We start from the raw sequence: 17635 nt of genomic DNA, 5'->3' as shown, positions 1-17635 counted from the left end.
AATTACGTCGCCTTAGGGCTTGAAGCGGTGTATTGGTTGCGCGCATATATATGCGAGTATTGACAGCGGGCCAAATTGAGCGAAGGTCTGCGTGACAGAGGAATAAGTTAGATGGCTTCTGACGTTCAGGTTCTGGAATCTGCGGTTGTCCGTTTCGCGGGCGACAGCGGTGACGGTATGCAGCTTACCGGCAGCCAGTTCACAACATCCACCGCGCTTTCGGGCAGCGACCTTTCCACCTTCCCGGACTTTCCGGCTGAAATCCGCGCACCCGTTGGTACCACCTTCGGCGTGTCGGCGTTCCAGATCAACTTTGGCGCCAAGGCGATCAAGACCGTGGGCGACCGCCCCGACGTTCTGGTGGCCATGAACCCGGCGGCCCTGAAGGTGAACCTGATGAACTTGCGCCCCGGTGGCCTCTTGGTTGTCGATACCGGCACCTTCAACAAGCGGAACCTGCAGAAGGCCGGCTATGAAGAAAACCCGATCGGCAGCCATGAGTTTGATACTTATCAGGTGATCGAGCTTGATATTTCCAAGATGACGCTTGAAGCCGTCAAGGACATGGGCCTTGGCAACAAGGAAGCGCTCAGGTGTAAGAACATGTGGACGCTCGGGCTGATGCTGTGGATGTTCAGCCGCAAGCGCGAGCCTGTCATCAGCTGGCTTGAGAAGAAATTCGCCAAGCTGCCGGATGTGGCAGCCGCCAACGTTGCGGCCCTCAATGCCGGTCACGCCTTTGGGGAGACCGCTGAACTGTCAGCCACGTTCAAGCGCTACCAGATTGGCACCGTACATAGCGAGCCGGGCACGTATAAAACCGTTACCGGTAGCCAGGCGCTCAGCTGGGGTATTGCCGCGGCCGGTGAGCTTGCAGGCCTTGATATCGTGCTGGGGTCCTACCCGATCACGCCGGCATCACCGATCCTGCACGCGCTTTCCACCATGAAAGAGCAGGGCATCGTGACCTTCCAGGCGGAAGACGAGATTGCCGCCATCTGTGCCGCCATTGGCGCCTCCTATGGCGGGGCGCTGGGTGTTACCAGCTCAAGCGGTCCGGGTATCGCGCTCAAGGGCGAAGCGCTGGGCCTCGCGATTTCCACGGAACTGCCGGTTGTTGTGATCAACAGCCAGCGGGGTGGCCCATCCACCGGCCTGCCAACGAAGACAGAGCAATCTGACCTTTACCAGGCCGTGTATGGCCGCAACGGCGATGCACCACTGCCGGTGATCGCCACCCGGTCCCCCGGTGACTGTTTCGAGACTGCCATCGAGGCCTGCCGCCTGGCTGTCAAATATATGACGCCTGTGATGCTGCTGACCGACGGCTTTATCGCCAACGCCGCAGAGCCCTGGAAGCTGCCAGACCTGGACGCGCTTGAGCCGTTCAAGGTTGAGTTCGCCAAGGCGCCTGAGGGCGAAGAAGAATTCAGCCCGTTCGTGCGCAATGAGCAAACGCTGGCGCGCCACTGGCCGAAGCCGGGTGTGTCGGGCACCGAGCACCGTATCGGCGGGATCGAGAAAGACTATAAGTCCGGCCATATTAGCTATGACCCGGAAAACCACCAGAAGATGACGGACCTGCGCCATGCCAAGGTTGAAGGCATCGCAAATGACATTCCGCTTCAGGACGTGGACCAGGGTGAGGAAACCGGCACGCTCGCAGTTGTGGGCTGGGGGTCGACTTACGGTCCGATCTCCGAAGCGGTGAAGGCCGCGCGCGCTGATGGCTTGAACGTCAGCCATATCCATATCCGCTACATCAGCCCGTTCCCACGGAATCTGGAGACGCTCCTTAAGGGATATGATAAAATACTGGTGCCGGAAATGAATGCGGGCCAGCTGAAGACCGTGCTGCGCGACAAGTATCTAATCGACGCCAAGCCGTTCAATAAAGTTTCAGGTCAGCCGTTCAAGATCCAGGAAATCCTGGACGCGATCCGCGCTGAGCTGGCTGTGTAGGAGTAGGTGCCATGAACGAACTTAGCACCCCCAAAGAGAAGCTCACCATCAAGGATTTCACCAGCGACCAGGAAGTGCGTTGGTGCCCTGGCTGTGGTGACTATGCGATCCTCAAGTGCATGCAGCGTACGCTGCCGGAGATGGGCGTTACCCGCGAAAACACGGTGTTTGTATCGGGCATCGGCTGCTCCAGCCGCTTCCCTTACTATATGAACACATACGGGTTCCACACAATCCACGGCCGTGCGCCGGCGATTGCCACGGGCCTGAAGCTTGCGAACCCTGATCTGGATGTGTGGGTTGTCACCGGTGACGGTGATGGCCTGTCGATTGGTGGTAACCACCTCTTGCACGCGCTTCGCCGCGATGTGGACCTGAACATCCTGCTGTTCAACAACAAGATTTACGGCCTGACCAAGGGCCAGTATTCGCCAACGTCTGACGTGGGCACACGCTCGCCGTCGACGCCAACAGGCTCTGTGGACCCGTCCCTGAACCCGATCAGCTTCGCGCTCGGTTCGGGTGCGCGTTTTATTGCCCGCACGGTGGATACGGCGCAGAAGCATATGCCGGGCGTGTTTACCCGCGCGCATGACTTCAAGGGCGCGTCCTTTGTTGAGATCCTGCAGAACTGTATCGTCTATAACGACAGTGCCTGGTCTGACATCACCGAGAAGAAGGCGGCGCCAGAGCGCCAGCTTCTGGTGGAACACGGCGAGAAGATGATCTTCGGCGCTGAGCGCAACAAGGGTATCCGCTTCAACCTGGACACCTTCAGCCTTGAGGTTGTTGTGATCGGCGAGAACGGCTTCACGGAAGATGATATCCTGACCCACGACGAAACCAACCGCCGCATGGCCCAGATGCTGGGCGAACTGGGTGCGAACCCGGGCGAGCCGGTTGCCATGGGTGTGCTGTATGCCCAGCAGGCTGACCACAGCTATACCGACGCGGTGCTGGGACAGGTTGAAGCCGTGAAGGGCAAATCGACTCTGAAGGACCTGATGTATGCAGGCCAGACCTGGGAAGTGAAATAAGCCAGCCCCGCGCTGGAAAAGGAAAAGCCCGGCTGGTTGGCCGGGCTTTTTTTACGTCTACATGCCAGGTTTTCTCTACATACCGGTGGCTTCGATTTTCAGGTCATTGGGGAACGGGCGACCTTTGCCGGTTTCCACATAGGCCTTCAGGCTCAACAGAAATGTCGCCCATTTCATAGAGCAGTGATGGAAGAAGGGCGTTTCCGCTTCCCAGTCCGTGTGCCGGAACATCAACTGGCGGTGGGTGCCTTCATCCTGAATTTTAAACTCCACGTCCGTGCCCAGCCATTCGTCCGGGCCGCCGGTGCATTCCCACACCACACTGTGGTCGTTACTTTCCTTGACCCGCATGTCAAAACCGCCGGCTTCACCGAAACGAAAGGCGATTTCGCCGCCCGCATCCGGGTCACCGCTGGTGCCATCGGTCCACCAGGTGGCAAGGCCGGGCAGGGTGCGGACGGCGTTGGCAAGTGTGTCTTGCCGCGCCTCGGTACCAAACGTTAAACAGATATTCGCCATAAAATCCTCCTGTTGCGATCATCTGCCACCAGAGTCTAGCGCCCAATCATGTAGTAAAAAGAAAAAATTGGAAAATATATAAATCATATAAAATATTGAAAAATAATGCTTTTATAAATTGATTGAATATAAAATTTATTATATTTTCCATATATGGAAAATGAAAAACAGCTCGACACGCTTTTTCATGCACTTGCTGACCGCCGCCGTCGGTTGATGCTGGAGATGCTCGCGGAAAGCCCGAAGCCGGTCAGTATGCTGGCGGAGGAAGCCGGGCTGAAGGCCAGCGCAGCGTCAAAGAATATCGCGGTCCTGGAAGCCGCTGGGCTTCTCTATAAGTCGCGACAGGGGCGTGTGGTCTATTGCCACATGAACTTCGATGCCTGGAAGCAGGTGGCAGGCTATGTGGCGATGCATGCGCGCTTCTGGTCGGGCCGGTTGAATGAGCTGGAACGCTATTTGAAGGAGGCAGGCAGCGATGACGAATGACCCTTTGGTGCTGAAGCGCGTGATGCCGTGTGGGAAGCGGCAGCTGTTTGATGCCTGGTCCAGGCCCACGATCATGTCGGCCTGGTTCTTTGCAGACCAGAAGGCTGTGAAGCCCAGCACGGTTGAGAGCAGCTTCACGGTGGGCGGCAAGTGGTCGCTGACCATGCATATGGAGAATTCGGAGCCCCACATGCATGGCGAATATCGGGAAATCAATCGCTATAACCGCATTGTCTTTACCTGGAACAGCCATATTGCGACTGACAGCATCGTTGAGCTGACGTTTCGCGAACTGTCGCCTAACCGCACGGAAATGACGCTCATGCACACCCACTTCCCGAACGAGGAATCACGCACCAGTCACGATAATGGCTGGAATATGTGCCTCGACAGTCTTGAGAAGTATTTGGCCGCATGACCTCACGCGAACAACATTGGCAGCATGTTTATGAGACCAAGACCCCAAACGCGGTGTCCTGGTATCAGGTGGACCCGGCTCTGTCGCTTGGCCTGATCGATGGCCTGCACCTGCCGGAGGATGCTGCCATCGTGGATGTGGGCGCGGGGGCATCGGTGCTGGTGGACCGCCTGCTGGATTGCGGCTTCAAGAACCTGACACTGGTGGACCTGGCGGCCTCTGCCCTGGCCCATACCCGCGACCGGCTGGGTGCGCGGGCAGCGGCTGTAAAGTTCATCCCCGGTGACGTGACCCGCTTGTCCCTCGGGCACAAGGTGGACCTGTGGCATGACCGGGCAGTGCTGCATTTCCTGACCAGTGCCGACGACCGCGCGCGCTACCGAGGCGCGCTTGACGCCCACCTCAAGCCCGGTGGTCACGCCATCATCGCAACCTTTGCTGTGGGCGGGCCCGAGAAATGCAGCGGCCTGCCGGTCCGGCAATATGACGCCGCGCGCCTGATGGATTTGCTGGGGGATGGTTATGAGCTCGTGAACGAGTGTTTCGAAGAACATACAACCCCGTGGGGCAGTACGCAGGCCTTTGCCTGCTTCCTTGTGCGCAAGAAGGCGGACTAGAGGTCGTCTGAGGCAGGTCATTATAAAACCGGGGAATTAAGTATTGTGTCCCCGGAATTCTCGGAATTCCTAATTAGCCAAAATGGCTTTTCTCTCCAACTCCACTATGAATCGGATCGATTTATAAAAGCTGAGCAACCTAATGTTATCTTCGGTGGAAAAATCAAAATCGGTATACATACCTTTCCTGAAGTACGACGTGCCGTCAAAATAGGTCAGATATACATTGTTAGCATCAAGCAGCCATTTGCCGCTATCAATTACCAAATTCTCCTCCGTAAGCACCTCATAGATGTCTTGAACATTGAATTCGTCTATCGAAGGCTTCGTCACTTTATGTTTACCACCCTCCCTATCAATCAATACTCCCTGCTCATCGGCCCAAAATAGCACTTGCGAAAACGAATTGTTCAAGTTGTATATCCGGATCATCAAAAACGGTGACTGAAGTACTGTTTTTTCGGCTTCGCAAATGTTTTCTGAGATACTCGCCTTACCCCAACCTTCAAAGAACGCCACTGCATTACCGGCTGAAGACTTTTCAGCGATAGCAAGCTCGCAGCTATCTTTGGCGCTGATCGGATGAACACATCCAAATATCAAAGTCCCAGCCAAACACAGGGAAGGTATTTGTTTAAGGCTTTTCATTTACTCACCTCGGATAGTATGGGCCTCTTGCCAAATCACCCATATGATTTCGGAATTCCGGGGACATGATACTTATCTTTTTGCTAGCAGGCAGCATTTGGTCTGTGAAGTGACTGTAGCCAATCCTTCAATCATGGCCACAAAAAAAAGCCTGAGGCAATACGCAGGCCTTTGCCTGCTTCCTTGTGCGCAAGGTGGCTTAGGGCCGGAGGCCGTCGCAGTAGCCCAGGCTGTCGAGGTAGGTCTGAAGGGATGTCTCTGGCGTGTCTTCGAAAAATTCACCGGTGAAGGTGGCCTGGTTGACCCGGTCCAGCCGGAAGTGGCGAAAATCTTTCCTGAGCTCGCACCAGCCCAGCATCATCCAGACAGGCCCGACGAACACCAGCGACAGGGGCCGGATGGTGCGCTCGGTCGACCGTCCCTGTTCGTCGCTATAGTCGAGGTGGATCTTTTCCTTCTTCCGGACCGCCCGGCGAATGGCAGAAAAATTGATGTTCCACGGCGGGCGGGCGCGCGAAGGCGGGGCAAACAGTGCGATGCCTTCAAATGTTTCGCGGTCACGTTCACTCAGCGCATTCCTGACTTTCCGGATCAGCGTCTGGGCCGAAACGCTCATGTCCGTATCGGTCCAGCTGGAGACCATCGCGGCCCCCAGCATCAGAACCTCCAGTTCCTCCACATCGAACGTCATGGGCGGTAGGTAATAGCTTTTATCGAGCATATAGCCCACGCCGGCCTCGCCGTTGATGGGCACGCCGGTGATGATCAGGTCCTGAATGTCGCGGTAAACGGTGCGGATGGAGATATCAAACTCGTCCGCGATGCGTTCTGCCGTCACCGCCATGCGGCGGCCCTGCAGGAAATTCACAATCTGAAAAAGTCGGTCTGCGCGTTTCATACCGGCCACCATACCCCACCATGCTGACAAAAAGTGTCAGTAAGGTGCGATAGGCGTCCGTTTTTGGCAAGACGTAATCTGAAGCGCATTTTTGACACTGAAATTTCACGACGCGTTTCGGCACGCACGCGACAAGCGCTTTGATTTTCCGGATTTTCAGGTCATGATTTCTGCATCGAAGCGCCGACAGAGCTGCTCGATAGTCGTGACAAAGACAGCGAGGAAATGATGAAAACGATCCTGATAATCCTGATGACGATCCTGTCAGTGGCTGTTGCCCTTTATGGCTGGGCCCTGATCTGGCCCGACAGCCCCATCCAGAATGATGGCATGGCCCACCATTTGGCGGACCGGCCGCTGGCCATGTATCTGCACTTCGGCTTCGGGCCGCTTGCATTGGCCATTGGCGGCTTCCAGTTTTTCACCCAGCTGCGGGCCCGGGCACCAAAGCTGCACCGCTGGGTTGGTCGCACGTATGTTACGGCCTGCATGCTGTCCGCGGTTGGGGGCATTTGGCTGGGGTTTGGGTCGGATGCCGGTGTGGTGGCGCAGGTGGGCTTCCTGGGGCTGGGTGTCGCCTGGGTGGTGACCACGGGCTATGGCTTTCTGACGGCCCGCGCTCGTCGCTTCCAGGACCACAAGAGGTGGATGACACGGTCTTTCGCGCTGACCTTCGCGGCGGTGACGCTCAGGCTTTATCTGCCATTATCGCTGGGGGTCATGGGGCTGCCGTTCGGCACAGCCTATCCGGTGATTGCCTATGCCTGCTGGATTCCGAACCTTTTGGTCGCGGAATGGCTGGTGCGCCGGAAAGGTGCGCGCCGCGCGGTTGCGGCAGGGGCGGCCCAGGCCACCCCGTAAAACTGCCTAGATATAACAAGCCTCAGATATAATAAGCTTTCAGGGGCGGGAAGCCGTTGAATTCAATGGCGCTGTAGCTGGTGGTGTAAGCCCCGGTGGAGAACCAGTAGAGCCTGTCCCCGATGGCCAGATTGAGCGGCAGCGGCACCTTGTTGTCTTCATACATGATGTCGGCGCTGTCGCAGGTCGGCCCGGCGATCACGACCTCTTCAAGCTCACCCTGCTTTTCGGTGTAGATCGGATATTTGATGGCTTCATCCATGGTCTCAATGAGGCCGGAGAATTTACCCACGTCGGTGAACACCCAGCGGTGTAGCGAGGTGCGGGCTTTCCGGGAAATCAGCACCACTTCGCTGACCAGCACGCCGGCGTTGGCCACCATCGACCGGCCGGGTTCCAGAATAATCTCCGGCATGTCCTCGCCGAAATCTTCCCTGAGGAAGCGGGTGATCTCTTCCGCATAGGTCTGCAGTTCGTGGGCGCGCATGGTGTAGGCACCGGGGAAGCCGCCGCCCATATTGATCATCTTGAGCTCAATGCCGGCCTCAAGCTTGAGGCGCTCGAAAATGCTGGAAACCTTGGCGATGGCCGCATCCCAGGCGCCGATGTCGCGCTGCTGGGAGCCCACATGGAAGGAGATGCCGTAAGGCACCAGCCCCAGGTCGCGCGCCAGGATCATCAGGTCGATCGCCATGTCGTTCTGGCAGCCGAACTTGCGGCTGAGGGGCCAGTCGGCAGTGTGGGTGCCTTCTGTCAGCACGCGGGCATAAACCTTGGCGCCCGGTGCCGCCTTGGCGATATTCCTGAGGTCAGCCTCGGAATCGGTCGCGAACAGGCGCACGCCGCGCTCATGGAAATAGCGGATGTCTTTGGATTTCTTGATGGTGTTGCCATAGCTCAAGCGGTCCGGTGACACGCCATGCTCCAGCACACGGTCCAGCTCATAGATGGACGCAATGTCGAAATTTGACCCTTTGTCCTTCAGGAGGTTGATGATCTCCGGCGCCGGGTTCGCCTTCACCGCATAATAGATTTTCGCGGTGGGGAACTTTTGTGTCAGGTCATTATAAGCCTCATCGACCATGCCGGTGTCTACTACAAGAAACGGTGTCTCCTGCGTGTCGGCCAGGGCTTTGATGCGGTTGAAGGTATCGGGCGAATAATAATCTTCGATCTGGGCACTCATTGGTGCGACGGCCTTCCTGTTAGGCGTTTTCGGCATGCTGCCGGCCCGGTTATCCGGGGAGGCGTAAAATACCATATTCGCGGGAAGGCCCAAACGAATAATGTAGGCCCCAATATATGGTTGGGCAGCCGACTAAAAGGCTCTACTTCTTGCACTAAGGGAAAAAAAACGGAAAGGAACGAGCCTTATGATCAGGGTGCATCATCTCAATAATTCACGGTCGCAGCGTATTCTCTGGATCCTGGAGGAAATGGGGCTCGAGTATGACATCGTCTCCTACGAGCGGGACAAGGAAACCCGGCTGGCGCCTGATAGCCTGAAGGCGGTTCATCCTCTGGGGAAAAGCCCGGTGCTGGAAGACGGTAGCGTCAAAATCGCGGAATCGGGCGCGATTGTGGATTATCTGGTGCGCACCTATGGTGGCGGTGAATTCGGCCCGAACCCCGGCGCGCAGGACTATAATTCCTATGTGGAATGGCTACATTTTGCAGAAGGGTCCGCCATGCTGCCTTTCATGCTGGCGCTCTATACCGGCAGGCTGGGAGAGGCGGCGGCGCCGCTTGCACCCCGTATCCAGAGCGAAATTGGCAATCACCTCACCTATATGGCCGAACGGCTCGGTGAGCGGGATTTCTTCGTTGGCGACCAGCTGACCGGCGCGGACATCATGCTTGTTTTCGTGCTTGAAGTGGCGGCCGTGAGCGGGATCATTGCCAAGTTCCCGAACCTCAAGGCCTATCTTGAACGCATGCAGGCGCGACCGGCCTATGGCCATGCGTTGGAGCGTGGGGGGCCATACCAGCTTGGCGCGTAAAGCAGCTTTAACCTGTTATGATTTAATTAATCAGTGGTCTGTAGGCTGAACCCACTTTTTGGGGTGGTTGGAAAGCCTGCCCGGGTGCCTGAGTGACGGGCAAAGGTTAAAAGGACCGTTGATAGTTGTTTGGTAAGATTTTTCGAGTGCCATTGCCTGTAGGCGCTGGTCGCCGGGCCGTTGTTTTGGCCTGGCTCGGCGTCTGCTGCCTGCTGGCCTCGCCCACGCAAGCCCAAGGCCCAGACATTGTCGTTTATACGGAAAGCTACCCACCCTATAGCTATCTGACCAAAGACGGGCGGCTAGATGGCCTGTCGACCCGGCTTGTGCGCAGGTTGCTGGATGAAACCGGCATTGAATACCGCATCATCCACGTGCCCTGGACCCGTGCCTACCGTGCCACGCTCGAGGAAGACAATGCCCTGATCTATACCATCGCCCGGCAGGAAGGCCGGGAAGATCTGTTCCAGTGGCTTGTCCAGCTTGGCAGCATCAAGTTCCACTTGTTCGCAAGGCAGGACGATCATCGTTTCGATGCCGAAATAGATTGGAATATGGCTCATTATCGAGTGGCTTGCTTGGTCGACGATATATCCTGCCTGCTTGTGAAGGGCCTGAAGGTGCCGGAGAAAAACATCTACCGGATCGCTGAAGTGAACCGACCGGACGTGATGCTGGTGCTGGCGGGTCGTGCAGATCTTTATGTGGCGGAAGAAATCCACAATCGCTACCGGCTGAAGGCCTTTGGGGTGTCGCCAGACCGGTTGAAGCCTGTGAAAACGCTGGAGGCGGGCGGGGACCTTTTCCTCGCATCCGGCCTTGGGCTCAAACCTGATTTGCGTGCGGCGATCATGGGTGCCCGGGACAGGTTGCGGGAAGCGGGTGATCTGCTGACACTGGACCCAAGCGAGTTGGACAACCTGCCCGAATAGACGCCATGCTGACGGGTGCGCGACAGTGTGCCTCATGGCACATCTGGCTATGGCAGGGTAGGGTTGCTTCCTAACAAACGGGGGCATTTCTCATGAACATCTGGTTTCTGCTGGCGGGTTCAGCCAGCGCGCTGACCATGCTGATCCACTGCATTCTGGGCGGGCGCGAAATCGCGAGGCCTTTGCTGGACGCCACAGATATTCACGCGGTTGCCAAATATACCAATTACTATTGCTGGCACCTGGTGTCGCTGACGCTGGCGGCGATGGCGGGTAGTTTCTTCTGGGCCGCTTTCCACCCGGAGGGGATTGAGCTTGCGGTGCTTGCCACCTTCCTCTCCACAGCTTTCTGTGTCTGGAACCTTGGCCTGGTTACCTGGAAAAAGCAGCGCTTCAGCCAGATGCCGCAATGGGCGCTGTTTCTGGCGATCACTGTGCTGGCGCTGCCGGGCTTCTGGGGTTAGCGCGCGCCCTTGGACACGCGCTTTTTCTCATAGCCGTTCTTAGGCGACTTTTCTGGCCGCTGCCGCCATATAGGCCTGCAGGTCTTCAATCGTGACCACAGCCATGGACTGTTCCTGCGCAAACTGCAGGATTTCAGGCAGCCGCGCCATGGTGCCATCTGCATTCTGAAGTTCGCACAAGACGGCCGCCGGGCTGTGGCCAGCGCGGGTTACCAGCTCCAGCGAGGCTTCGGTATGTCCCGGGCGTGCCATCACCCCACCAGGGTGGGCCCTGAGTGGGAATACATGGCCCGGGCGCGCCAGGTCGTCTGGTTTGGCGTCTGGTGCAATGGCGGTGCGGATGGTGATGATGCGGTCCGCCGCCGACACGCCGGTGGTGACGCCGTGCTTGGCTTCAATCGATACAGTAAAGGCCGTGCCCATGCTGGACGAATTGTCAGCCACCATTTGCGGCAGCTCAAGCGCCTTGAGTGTCTCGTCAGGCAGCGACAGGCAGACGATGCCGGTGCCTTCGCGGATCACCAGCGCCATCTGCTCGACCGTCATGGTATCTGCCGGGAAGATGATATCGCCTTCGTTTTCGCGGTTTTCGTCATCCATCACGAGGATGCCGCCGCCCGCACGCAAGCTGGCGATGGCCTTTTCCACCCGCGCGTGCGGGCTGCCGAAATCGGCCAGGGTTGGTTGGTTTGGGTTGGTCTGATTCACTGTATGTCTCCAATCATCAGAGGCGCAGGAATCAGGGCATATAAAGACGGACTGGGCGCAGGGCAGGGCCACACGCACCAGAAAGCATGCCCCAAGGGGCACACTGCTTCCACTCTCTCATCCGGACTATACCGTCGGCTCCGGCGTCTCACCGGATCTGCTGACCCCACCAAAGGTCTGGTGGGCGCTCGCGGGCTCGGCCGGGAAATCCAGGCCATACCGCCGGTCGGGAATTTCACCCTGCCCTGAGTACAAGCTTCACTTGTTGGCAGCTCCACCGTGGAACTGCCGTGAAACTGAATTAGCGCGCAGGGGCGGTGATTTCAAGCAGACACGTGTTAACCGATTGTTGATGCTGCGCCCCTAAACTATGTGGTATGAGGCTGTGGGGCGTATCGAGTAGCCGTTTGTCACGGAGTAGATATGCGACTAGGGATTAAAATGGGGCTGGCGATGCTCGCACTTGTGTGCGGTGCTGCTGCGGCGCGTGCGGCAGATGGGCAGCCTCTCATTGTCTATACCGAAAATTATCCTCCCTTCAATTATGCCAAACCCGACGGATCGGTGGCTGGCCTAGCAACCGACAGGGTGCGGCAGGTATTGGATGCGGCCGGACTTCAATATGAGATCAAGATCGTACCGTGGGCACGGGCGATGAATTACGCGCGAACGCGGCCGGATGCGCTGATCTACACCATCACCCGCACGCCGCGCCGCGAATATGGCTTCGATTGGCTCGTGCTGCTCGCTGAATCCAATTTTCATATTTTTGCCCGGGCAGAGGAAACCCGGCCCGTTACCCGGGAAAACCTTGAGGCGGGCATGTTCACCGCATCCTGCGTGTCTGGCGATCTGACATGCGAATTGTTGGTGTGGGCCGGTGTGCCGGTTGCCAACATCATTCCGATTGCCAAGGAGGGCACAGGCGATTTTCGTATGGTGCTGGCCGGTCGGGCAGACCTTTACATCAGCGATTTTTCCGTCAATCGGCGCCTTCGGAAAGCGGAAGGCTATTCGCTCGACCTGACCAAACCGGTCATGCGTCTGGACAGCCGTGCTGGCTTTTACCTCGCGTCCGGCCTCAATGTGCCTGCCGACATCAGGGCACGGATAAAGGCCTCTTACGAGCAGTTGAAAGCGTCAGGCGACTATCAGCTGGTGAGCAACGAGCAACAGGCAGATGGCGGCCAGTGGGAAGCCACTCTCCCGGATCAAGGCCATTGGCCTGATGGGTGATGCATGTCATAACACAGTGGATTGAGGAATTTTGAAAAGGGGGGCGCCGTGAAAGGTGTGCTGCATATTGGGATGCCGATGGCGCGGGCTTCGGCCATTCGGGACTTGTTCCTGACCGACGAAAGCAATAATTTTTACTTGGGCAAAGGCCCCACCAGCCATGTGCCAAGCCAAGTGCAATTCGCGCTTGAGACGGAACTTCTGCAAATACCAAGTTATCACTATAACTCCGATCTGGTTGCCACCGTTTTCAGGCTTGGCCTGGAAAGCGCCGAAGAAAATGGGGCCACAGCCTTCATTGTAAGCGACGACAATATCGTCGGCCAAACCGGTGACGGCTACGACAGCCATATGCAGCGCCTCAAGGCAGTGATGCCGGAAGACACGCTGGTGATCCTGGTGATCCGTGAACAGGTCGATTTCCTGCGCGCGTCCTATAAGCATGCTCTTGTGCACGAAGGACTTCGGGCCAGTTTCGACAATTTCGTGAAATATCACCTGGTGCGCGGCAGCAAGGGCTTGATGTCCTGCATGGACCATGTGTCGCTGGCCGGTGTGGCGGCAAGCCATTTCCACAAATTCGAAGTGCTTCTGTATGAGGATCTGGTGCAAAACCCACGTGCACTGCAGGATCTGCTTGCAGCCCATGATATTGTCATTAAAGCGGAAATGAGTGATGCGGAAAACGAACTTTCCGATGCGGAGGCATACCATTTTCAGCGGCTCTATCTGCGCCAGGGTATTGACCTCAGCGGCGACCGCTCCTTGCCGGTTGGTCCTGACGACCTGACAACCCTTGAATCCAACCGCCCGGTCTTTGATGACCTGCTGCAGGCGGAAGAGATACGCGTCAAATCGATCCTGTCGCTGATTGAGGCGGCGCGGCAAGCGGTTGAGCAGCAACCTGATGTCTCGCTTGACTATAGCATGAGCGAACAAACCAGGGGGCTGCTGTATCCGTTCATTCGCCAGGTGAACAAGCGCATGGTTGACATCATGGGGCTGCCGCTTGGGGAACATGGCTATCTGTTGCCAGAAGCGGAAGCCGCGGCGGAGCAAAAGCTGGATTCCTGAAGCAATTGCGAACATGAAGGTCAGGGCTGCCAGCGTTTCTGGCGGCCCTTTTTTGTCGCCGGAAACGGACCTCTTTCTTGGCTGTTCCTTGACTTGAACGGGTTGCCAGAGCCATGAAAAGGCATGGCAATTCACAAGAAGAAGACAGCGATGGCACAGGTTTCAATCCTTGAAAAATCAGAACTGGCCGCCCGCATTGACAGCCTGCCGTGGGCCGATATCCAGCACCGGTTGCTGGAAACGGGCTACGCGGTCACTGGTCCCATCCTGACACCCGATGAGTGCGCGGCCCTGAAGGCTGGCTTCGGGCAGGAAGGCCTGTACCGCAGCCATATCCATATGGCACGGCACGGCTTCGGGCAGGGCGAATATAAATATTTCAGCTACCCGCTGCCACCTGTGGTGGCGGAGCTGCGTCAGGCAGCCTATCCCCATGTTGCCAAGGCAGCTGACGTGTGGGCGGACAGATTGGGGCTTGAGGCAGGCTACCCGGCCCGGCTTGATGACTATCTGGCACTTTGCCACGCGGATGGGCAGGCGCGCCCCACGCCCCTAATCCTGAAATATCAGGCAGGGGATTATAACTGCCTGCACCAGGACCTGTATGGTGACCGTTATTTCCCGTTTCAGATGGCAGTGCTGCTGTCGGACCCCGGCACGGACTTCGAAGGCGGCGATTTCATGCTGGTTGAAAACAGGCCGCGCATGCAGTCTGTCGGGCACGTGCCGCGCCTCAGGCAGGGGCAGGCGATCATCTTTGCCGTCAACGAACGCCCCAGGAAAGGCAGCCGCGGTTATCACCGGGTAAAACTGAGGCACGGGGTGAGTGAGATCACGTCTGGCGAGCGCTGTACGCTTGGCATCATCTTCCATGACGCGCGGTAACAGGGGTGGCTGACCTGTTCGATAGCCTGCGCCCCAGGCGGGAGGTGATCACTGAAGGTGTCACATTGTTGCGTGGCTTTGCTGATAGCGCGCAGGCCTTTGTCCTGATGCAGCAGATTGCGGCTGAAGCGCCTTTCAGAAACCAGCGGACACCCGGCGGGCATGTGATCCGGGTGGCGACAACAAACGCGGGTGACCTGGGCTGGACATCGGGCCCGTCAGGATACCGCTACCGACCGGATGATCCTGAGACGGGCCAACCGTGGCCCGCGATCCCTGACGCACTGATGGATGTGGCGACACGGGCGGCAGAAGCAGGTGGCTTTGACGGGTACCGTCCCAATGCCTGCCTGATCAACCGCTATGAACCAGGGCTCAAGCTTGGGTCCCACCAGGACAAGAATGAGCGCGATTTTCGCTGGCCCGTGGTGACCCTGTCGCTTGGGGTGCCCGCAACCTTCCAGCTGTTCGGCAGCGCGCGCGGCGGTACGCCCGTCAACATCGGGCTTGAAGACGGCGACATGCTGGTGATGGGGGGTGCCGCGCGCATGGCCTATCACGGGGTCAAGACCCTCAAGGAAGGCCAACACCCACCGACAGGAAACAAGCGCTACAGCCTGACCTTCCGCGTGGCCTGACCACAAAACTACTTCAGGTCTCTTTGTATTGCAATCGATTGCATAATTGATCTGAATTGGGTAAACATGGTGAGCAACAAGGGAGAAGCGAAGTGACGAGAGTAAAGCGAGTTCTTTTTGTCTGGCGTGCCCGCTTGCTGGCGATGGCTTTGGTGGTTGCTTGGACGCCGGTAGGTTTTTCGTCGGATGCGGCTGAGGATATCCTGCATTTCGCAGTGACAGAGGGCAAAATCTATAATGAGTTTTACCGGTCGGGCCCGGTTGCGGCCCACACTGTTCTGAGATCAGGCAGAAGACCGCGCCTTATCGTAGCATTCCCTGCTGGCAATAGTGGAGTCAGCCTATGGTTTGATACGACTGAGGAGCAAGTGGCGTGGCAAGCACTGGAGGACTTGACCCCGTTGAGTATCAATTCACCATCGGGGCCACTTAACGGCATTGAAGCCACTGTTTCAGTGCGAGCTGACACGCTGGTGGTGCGTAAAGTCGTTCAGGGCAACATTCGTACGATCCGCACCTATATGCATGAAAGCGTGGTGGACAATCGGATACAAGTGTCGCGCACCAGTGGAGTGGACACTGTACGCTGGTCCCGGGTTCGGCTTGATGGCTCGGGTGGCTATCAAATGGGCCTGACCATGCTGTCAGGCAAAATTGCTGAAGTAGAAGGCAAGCTCCGCTTGGATGCAGGGACGGACGGCATGATCCGCTTTCGCATGCAGGCGCTGACAGGGGACACGCCACTGACGCCTATTCCCATGCAGGACCTTCTGACCGACGAAGCTGCCCTGGACAGGTTGTCCCGGAACATACTTGCTTTCCTGACTTATGAGGAGAAAATGCTGGCCGGTTCCTGGCGCTTCAATACTTATTTTGGCCGCGACACACTGTTGTCAGCAGCTCTTCTGATGCCAGTCTTGAAGCCAAAGGCCTTTGAGGCTGCAGCAACTTCCGTACTGTCTCGTCTGGCAGCAGACGGGCAGGTGGCGCATGAGGAGGATATCGCTGAATTTGCTGTCTTGCGACAGCTCGATCGTGGCAATGAAGCCGTTGCCCGGCCAATATATGATTATGCCATGGTGGATGAAGATTTCATGCTGACACCCGTGTTGGCGCGTTACTTGTCCATGGGAGAAAAGGAACATGCGCATCTCAAGGCACTGTTGGCTCAGCAAGCGACCATGGACGAGACATATGCCGACCTGTTGATGCGTAATGTTCGGTATGTGCTGAAGTGCGCACAGCCTTTCGCGCAAGACCCGGTGTTCCACACCCTGATCGAGATTGAAGAAGGTAGCCGTGTGGGTGACTGGCGTGACAGTCAGGAAGGCCTGGCAAATGGACGCTATTCATACAGTGTGAATGCTGTACTGGTGCCAGCGGCCTTGGAAGCGATTACCCAGTTGGTTGAGGCTGGTGTCGTCAAGAACGAAGGTCTTGCTCGCAATGCGGCTGCAATGGCTGAAGTTTGGACGCGTGAAGCGCCAAGTCTGTTCGAAGCGGCTTTGCCGCTGGATGTAGCCCAGAGGCGGGTCGACGACTATGCAGACGTTCTTGGAGTGCCTACGGTTGCTGTGCAGCCAGACGCTGACGATATGGTGCATTTTCCTGCGCTGGCGCTTGCGGCCGATGGTACGCCCATTAGGGTGATGCAATCAGACCCGGCATTTTTGCTGTTTTTCAGTGAGCCAAGTGCTGCCCGCCTGGATATGATTATGCAGCAGACACGCCAGGCATTTCCGGCAGGCTTGATGACACCAGTGGGCATGCTGGTGTCAAATCCCGTATACGCGGCAGCAGACGTTCAGGCAATTTTCACTCGGGGGCACTATCATGGGCCGGTGGTGTGGCCCTGGCAGCAGGCCATGATGGCAGCTGGCCTCGACCGTCAAATCAGCCGTGAAGATTTACCTCAGGCTACGAAAGCGAGGCTCGCGGCCTTTCGGGACGCACTCTGGGCCGCGATTGGCAACGGCCATGATGTAAAAACGGCAGAGCTGTGGTCATGGGAGTACACAGATGGAGCCTACAAGGCTGTACCATATGGTCAGGGCCTGCAGCACCTGACCGAGTCAAATGCCGCTCAGCTATGGAGTACGGTCTATTTGGCAATCTCACCGCCGGAATAGTCACCAGTTCCAGTCGTTCTGATCTTCCTCGTCATCGGCAACCACATGACCGTGCAGGTCATAGTCGTCGCTGCGTGCCAGGGTGCGGGAGCCTGCGGCATCATGGCGTCTGCCAATAGG

19 protein-coding genes and 1 riboswitch are annotated in these 17635 nt (G+C 57.3%); of the genes, 14 read left to right on the top strand and 5 right to left on the bottom strand.

Going from position 1 to position 17635, the window contains the following annotated elements:
- The first annotated feature begins 111 nt into the window (after nucleotides 1-111).
- Both KORLAC_RS06255 and KORLAC_RS06250 read left to right on the top strand, forming a co-directional pair.
- Nucleotides 112-1962 (top strand): 2-oxoacid:acceptor oxidoreductase subunit alpha, encoded by a 1851-nt coding sequence (locus tag KORLAC_RS06255; protein ID WP_068304475.1) that lies wholly within the window; start codon nucleotides 112-114, stop codon nucleotides 1960-1962.
- 11 nt (nucleotides 1963-1973) lie between these two features.
- Nucleotides 1974-2999: a 2-oxoacid:ferredoxin oxidoreductase subunit beta gene (locus KORLAC_RS06250; RefSeq protein ID WP_068304473.1), complete on the top strand. Its 1026-nt coding sequence runs from the start codon at nucleotides 1974-1976 to the stop codon at nucleotides 2997-2999.
- Nucleotides 3000-3074: 75 nt separating this feature from the next.
- On the opposite strand, the gene KORLAC_RS06245 is transcribed toward KORLAC_RS06250, so the two are convergent.
- Nucleotides 3075-3518, bottom strand: a complete 444-nt coding sequence (locus tag KORLAC_RS06245) for an SRPBCC family protein (protein ID WP_068304470.1) — start codon at nucleotides 3516-3518, stop codon at nucleotides 3075-3077.
- A gap of 153 nt (nucleotides 3519-3671) precedes the next feature.
- On the opposite strand from KORLAC_RS06245, the gene KORLAC_RS06240 reads away from it, so the two are divergent.
- The 3 genes from KORLAC_RS06240 to KORLAC_RS06230 are packed head-to-tail and all read left to right on the top strand — an operon-like array spanning nucleotide 3672 to nucleotide 5042.
- The gene (locus KORLAC_RS06240; RefSeq protein WP_068304467.1) at nucleotides 3672-4007 is read left to right on the top strand and encodes an ArsR/SmtB family transcription factor; all 336 of its coding nucleotides are present in this window, start codon (nucleotides 3672-3674) and stop codon (nucleotides 4005-4007) included.
- A complete protein-coding gene (locus tag KORLAC_RS06235; protein ID WP_068304465.1) occupies nucleotides 3997-4425 on the top strand; it encodes an SRPBCC family protein in 429 nt (142 codons plus the stop codon). Before KORLAC_RS06240 ends, KORLAC_RS06235 begins: the two co-directional genes overlap by 11 nt.
- Nucleotides 4422-5042 (top strand): class I SAM-dependent methyltransferase, encoded by a 621-nt coding sequence (locus tag KORLAC_RS06230; RefSeq protein ID WP_068304464.1) that lies wholly within the window; start codon nucleotides 4422-4424, stop codon nucleotides 5040-5042. Before KORLAC_RS06235 ends, KORLAC_RS06230 begins: the two co-directional genes overlap by 4 nt.
- A 69-nt stretch (nucleotides 5043-5111) precedes the next feature.
- Here KORLAC_RS06230 and KORLAC_RS06225 read toward each other — a convergent pair whose 3' ends face one another.
- Nucleotides 5112-5690: a hypothetical protein gene (locus KORLAC_RS06225; protein WP_068304462.1), complete on the bottom strand. Its 579-nt coding sequence runs from the start codon at nucleotides 5688-5690 to the stop codon at nucleotides 5112-5114.
- Between the two features lie 199 nt (nucleotides 5691-5889).
- The gene (locus tag KORLAC_RS06220) at nucleotides 5890-6588 is read right to left on the bottom strand and encodes a helix-turn-helix transcriptional regulator (protein WP_074519403.1); all 699 of its coding nucleotides are present in this window, start codon (nucleotides 6586-6588) and stop codon (nucleotides 5890-5892) included.
- A gap of 225 nt (nucleotides 6589-6813) precedes the next feature.
- Between KORLAC_RS06220 and KORLAC_RS06215 the strand changes: the two genes are divergently transcribed.
- Nucleotides 6814-7449, top strand: a complete 636-nt coding sequence (locus tag KORLAC_RS06215) for a DUF2306 domain-containing protein (RefSeq protein WP_074519387.1) — start codon at nucleotides 6814-6816, stop codon at nucleotides 7447-7449.
- A 22-nt stretch (nucleotides 7450-7471) separates the two neighbouring features.
- Here KORLAC_RS06215 and KORLAC_RS06210 read toward each other — a convergent pair whose 3' ends face one another.
- Nucleotides 7472-8635, bottom strand: coding sequence for a type III PLP-dependent enzyme (locus KORLAC_RS06210; RefSeq protein WP_068304458.1), 1164 nt, complete (start codon nucleotides 8633-8635; stop codon nucleotides 7472-7474).
- A gap of 187 nt (nucleotides 8636-8822) precedes the next feature.
- Here KORLAC_RS06210 and KORLAC_RS06205 point away from each other — a divergent pair, with 187 nt between their 5' ends.
- The 3 genes from KORLAC_RS06205 to KORLAC_RS06195 all read left to right on the top strand — a co-directional run bounded on the left by KORLAC_RS06205 (nucleotide 8823) and on the right by KORLAC_RS06195 (nucleotide 10845).
- Nucleotides 8823-9449 (top strand): glutathione S-transferase family protein, encoded by a 627-nt coding sequence (locus KORLAC_RS06205; protein ID WP_068304457.1) that lies wholly within the window; start codon nucleotides 8823-8825, stop codon nucleotides 9447-9449.
- A gap of 146 nt (nucleotides 9450-9595) precedes the next feature.
- Entirely contained in the window at nucleotides 9596-10381 is a 786-nt protein-coding gene (locus KORLAC_RS06200) for a substrate-binding periplasmic protein (RefSeq protein WP_068304455.1), read from the top strand.
- A gap of 92 nt (nucleotides 10382-10473) precedes the next feature.
- Nucleotides 10474-10845: a hypothetical protein gene (locus KORLAC_RS06195; protein ID WP_068304453.1), complete on the top strand. Its 372-nt coding sequence runs from the start codon at nucleotides 10474-10476 to the stop codon at nucleotides 10843-10845.
- Nucleotides 10846-10884: 39 nt separating this feature from the next.
- Here KORLAC_RS06195 and ribB read toward each other — a convergent pair whose 3' ends face one another.
- Nucleotides 10885-11553 carry a 3,4-dihydroxy-2-butanone-4-phosphate synthase gene (gene ribB, locus KORLAC_RS06190; protein ID WP_068304451.1) on the bottom strand — a complete coding sequence of 223 codons (669 nt, stop codon included), beginning with the start codon at nucleotides 11551-11553 and terminating at the stop codon, nucleotides 10885-10887.
- 105 nt (nucleotides 11554-11658) lie between these two features.
- A riboswitch (FMN riboswitch) is annotated at nucleotides 11659-11810 on the bottom strand.
- A gap of 166 nt (nucleotides 11811-11976) precedes the next feature.
- Here ribB and KORLAC_RS06185 point away from each other — a divergent pair.
- From KORLAC_RS06185 to KORLAC_RS06165, 5 genes are all read left to right on the top strand, one after another.
- Nucleotides 11977-12789: a substrate-binding periplasmic protein gene (locus tag KORLAC_RS06185; RefSeq protein WP_082714529.1), complete on the top strand. Its 813-nt coding sequence runs from the start codon at nucleotides 11977-11979 to the stop codon at nucleotides 12787-12789.
- Nucleotides 12790-12837: 48 nt separating this feature from the next.
- Nucleotides 12838-13863, top strand: a complete 1026-nt coding sequence (locus tag KORLAC_RS06180; RefSeq protein WP_068304447.1) for a hypothetical protein — start codon at nucleotides 12838-12840, stop codon at nucleotides 13861-13863.
- A gap of 150 nt (nucleotides 13864-14013) precedes the next feature.
- Nucleotides 14014-14748, top strand: coding sequence for a 2OG-Fe(II) oxygenase (locus tag KORLAC_RS06175; RefSeq protein WP_068304680.1), 735 nt, complete (start codon nucleotides 14014-14016; stop codon nucleotides 14746-14748).
- A 5-nt stretch (nucleotides 14749-14753) separates the two neighbouring features.
- Nucleotides 14754-15386: an alpha-ketoglutarate-dependent dioxygenase AlkB gene (locus KORLAC_RS06170; protein WP_068304446.1), complete on the top strand. Its 633-nt coding sequence runs from the start codon at nucleotides 14754-14756 to the stop codon at nucleotides 15384-15386.
- 92 nt (nucleotides 15387-15478) lie between these two features.
- Nucleotides 15479-17515: a hypothetical protein gene (locus KORLAC_RS06165; protein ID WP_139167552.1), complete on the top strand. Its 2037-nt coding sequence runs from the start codon at nucleotides 15479-15481 to the stop codon at nucleotides 17513-17515.
- Nucleotides 17516-17635 lie beyond the last annotated feature (120 nt).

It is taken from the genome of Kordiimonas lacus (assembly GCF_001550055.1).
In the GTDB taxonomy this organism is placed as follows: Bacteria; Pseudomonadota; Alphaproteobacteria; order Sphingomonadales; family Kordiimonadaceae; genus Kordiimonas; species Kordiimonas lacus.
This window is presented reverse-complemented; position numbering and strand designations above follow the sequence as displayed.

Coding starts and splice junctions, on each gene's coding strand:
- KORLAC_RS06235 (WP_068304465.1), top strand. CDS start 3,997: ATGACGAATGACCCTTTGGTGCTGAAGCGCGTGATGCCGTGTGGGAAG.
- KORLAC_RS06220 (WP_074519403.1), bottom strand. CDS start 6,588: ATGAAACGCGCAGACCGACTTTTTCAGATTGTGAATTTCCTGCAGGGC.
- KORLAC_RS06250 (WP_068304473.1), top strand. CDS start 1,974: ATGAACGAACTTAGCACCCCCAAAGAGAAGCTCACCATCAAGGATTTC.
- KORLAC_RS06195 (WP_068304453.1), top strand. CDS start 10,474: ATGAACATCTGGTTTCTGCTGGCGGGTTCAGCCAGCGCGCTGACCATG.
- KORLAC_RS06185 (WP_082714529.1), top strand. CDS start 11,977: ATGCGACTAGGGATTAAAATGGGGCTGGCGATGCTCGCACTTGTGTGC.
- KORLAC_RS06215 (WP_074519387.1), top strand. CDS start 6,814: ATGATGAAAACGATCCTGATAATCCTGATGACGATCCTGTCAGTGGCT.
- KORLAC_RS06230 (WP_068304464.1), top strand. CDS start 4,422: ATGACCTCACGCGAACAACATTGGCAGCATGTTTATGAGACCAAGACC.
- KORLAC_RS06175 (WP_068304680.1), top strand. CDS start 14,014: ATGGCACAGGTTTCAATCCTTGAAAAATCAGAACTGGCCGCCCGCATT.
- KORLAC_RS06255 (WP_068304475.1), top strand. CDS start 112: ATGGCTTCTGACGTTCAGGTTCTGGAATCTGCGGTTGTCCGTTTCGCG.
- KORLAC_RS06210 (WP_068304458.1), bottom strand. CDS start 8,635: ATGAGTGCCCAGATCGAAGATTATTATTCGCCCGATACCTTCAACCGC.
- KORLAC_RS06240 (WP_068304467.1), top strand. CDS start 3,672: ATGGAAAATGAAAAACAGCTCGACACGCTTTTTCATGCACTTGCTGAC.
- KORLAC_RS06205 (WP_068304457.1), top strand. CDS start 8,823: ATGATCAGGGTGCATCATCTCAATAATTCACGGTCGCAGCGTATTCTC.
- KORLAC_RS06225 (WP_068304462.1), bottom strand. CDS start 5,690: ATGAAAAGCCTTAAACAAATACCTTCCCTGTGTTTGGCTGGGACTTTG.
- KORLAC_RS06245 (WP_068304470.1), bottom strand. CDS start 3,518: ATGGCGAATATCTGTTTAACGTTTGGTACCGAGGCGCGGCAAGACACA.